The organism is Phenylobacterium sp. (assembly GCF_031425575.1).
GTDB lineage: Bacteria > Pseudomonadota > Alphaproteobacteria > Caulobacterales > Caulobacteraceae > Phenylobacterium.
This window is the reverse complement of the sequence record NZ_JANPJP010000276.1, coordinates 1-1,926: the sequence shown is the minus strand read 5'-3', so window position 1 is coordinate 1,926 and position 1,926 is coordinate 1. Positions and strand designations below refer to the sequence as shown.

General features: G+C 67.8%; 2 protein-coding genes. Both read left to right on the top strand.

Annotation, left to right across the window (positions count from 1 at the left end; all coding sequences use genetic code 11):
• Window positions 1-44: 44 nt before the first annotated feature.
• The gene (murB, locus tag RMO97_RS15645; protein ID WP_310541966.1) at window positions 45-944 is read left to right on the top strand and encodes a UDP-N-acetylmuramate dehydrogenase; all 900 of its coding nucleotides are present in this window, start codon (window positions 45-47) and stop codon (window positions 942-944) included.
• A gap of 81 nt (window positions 945-1,025) precedes the next feature.
• The coding region (locus RMO97_RS15640) for a D-alanine--D-alanine ligase (RefSeq protein ID WP_409035322.1) at window positions 1,026-1,926 on the top strand (901 nt) is incomplete at its 3' end.

Genomic DNA, 1,926 nt, shown 5'->3' with positions numbered 1-1,926 from the left:
CTCGAGGACTACGCCGAAAATTTCGCCGATTACATGGGCGGTACATGACGGACTGGCAGGGTGCCCTACCCCGCGTGCGCGGCAAGCTATTGCGCGACGAGCCGCTGGGTCCGTTCACCTGGTTCCGCGTCGGCGGGGCGGCAGAGGTGCTGTTCCTGCCGGCGGACGCGGGCGATCTGGCCGAGTTCCTGGCGGCCCTGCCGCGGAGCGTGCCGGTCACGGTGCTGGGCGTCGGCTCCAATGTGATCATCCGCGACGGGGGCGTTCCGGGCGTAGTGATGCGGCTGGCGGGCCGGGCCTTTGCGGGTATCCAGGTCGCGGGCGACCGGATCACCGCCGGATCGGCCGCGCTGGACGCGGCGGTGGCGCGTGCGGCGGCCAAGGCCGGGCTGGCGGGGCTGGAGTTCTATGCGGGCATCCCTGGGACCATCGGCGGCGCCCTGACTATGAACGCCGGTTGCTATGGCGCGGAGACGAAGGACGTCCTGGTGTCGGCCTGGGGGTATGACCGGTCAGGCGCGCGGCGCGAGTTCAGCCTGGCCGACTTCGGCTACACCTATCGCCACAGCGAGGCGCCTGGCGACATCATCTGGGTCGAGGCGACATACCAGGGCCGGCCCGATGATCCGGCGGCGGTGCAGGCGCGCATGGACGAGATCACGAGCCGCCGCGAAACCACCCAGCCGATCCGCGAAAAGACCGGTGGGTCCACCTTCAAGAACCCGCCGGGCCATTCGTCCTGGAAGCTGGTGGACGAGGTCGGCTGGCGCGGCAAGCTGCACGGCGGGGCGATGTTCTCGCCGGTGCACGCGAACTTCATGATCAACACCGGCACGGCCACCGCTGCTGATTTGGAGGGTCTGGGCGAAGCCGTGCGGGCCGATGTGAAGGGACAGACAGGGATCGATCTGCAGTGGGAAATCAAGCGGATCGGAAAACCTTAAGGGCGCGCGTCCTGCACCGGAACGCCGCGCACACTTGACCCGGCGTTCGCCGTCCGCCACCGCGGGGTGCATGCCCCTCCGATATTCGAGTCGCCCATGAATACCGCACCCCTCTCCGGACACCACGTCGCCGTCCTGCTGGGCGGGTTGTCCTCGGAGCGGGAGGTCAGCCTGGTCTCGGGCCGGGAGTGCGCAGACGCGCTGGAGCGGCTGGGCGCCAAGGTGACCCGCGTCGATGCCGGCCGTGACCTGGCCCAGGTGTTGAGCGCACTGAATCCCGACGTCTGCTTCAACGCCCTGCATGGCGAGTGGGGCGAGGATGGCTGTGTTCAGGGCGTGTTGGAGACCCTGAACCTGCCCTACACCCACTGCGGCGTGCTGGCCTCGGCCCTGGCCATGGACAAGGCCAAGTCCAAAGCCGTGCTGGCGGCGGCGGGCGTCGTGGTGCCGGGAGGCGGGCTGTTCAACCGCTTCACTGTGGCGGCCAGCCACGTCATGCCGCCGCCCTATGTGGTCAAGCCCAACGCCGAGGGGTCTTCGGTGGGCGTGTTCCTGGTGTTCGAGGGCGCCAACAGCCCGCCCCAGGACGTCGTGGCCCCGTCCTGGACGTTTGGCGAAGAGGTGATGGTGGAGCCCTATGTCCGCGGATTGGAGCTGGCCGTGGGGGTGATGGACGGCAAGGCCATGGCGGTTACAGAAATAGTTTCGAGAACCGGGTTCTATGACTACGAGGCCAAGTACGCGCCGGGTGGCTCGGAACACATCGTTCCCGCTAGAATTCCTGACCATGTCACGGAAAGCGCAAAGAAACTTTCCGAGATGGCGCACGCCGCCCTCGGCTGCCGGGGCGTGACCCGCTCGGACCTGCGTTATGACGATATTAACGACGTTTTGGTCCTACTGGAGGTCAACACCCAGCCGGGCATGACGCCCACCTCGCTCGTCCCCGAGCAGGCGGCGGCGGGCGGGGTGGACTTCGACC